The organism is Aquitalea pelogenes (assembly GCF_001515305.1).
Lineage (GTDB): Bacteria > Pseudomonadota > Gammaproteobacteria > Burkholderiales > Chromobacteriaceae > Aquitalea > Aquitalea pelogenes.
Genome location: NZ_LNQV01000159.1, coordinates 1 through 217, shown reverse-complemented (window position 1 = coordinate 217; position 217 = coordinate 1). Strand labels below are relative to the sequence as shown.

General features: G+C 68.2%; 1 protein-coding gene. It reads right to left on the bottom strand.

Going from position 1 to position 217, the window contains the following annotated elements:
* Positions 1-192: hypothetical protein (locus AWT75_RS22425; RefSeq protein ID WP_204377140.1), on the bottom strand; the 192-nt coding region annotated here is incomplete at its 3' end.
* Positions 193-217 lie beyond the last annotated feature (25 nt).

Here is a 217-nt window from a genome sequence, read left to right as displayed (position 1 = left end):
GGATAGCGGCCTACCGATGGCCCCGCCACGGCAACCCGGCTCAATGCAGTGGTGGTGCCCAATCCGGAAGCCATGCGTGAGGCCGAAGCCTCCGACGCGGTCCAGGCCTATCTGGCACGGATAGCGGCCTACCGATGGCCCCGCCACGGCAACCCGGCTCAATGCAGTGGTGGTGCCCAATCCGGAAGCCATGCGTGAGGCCGAAGCCTCCGACGCG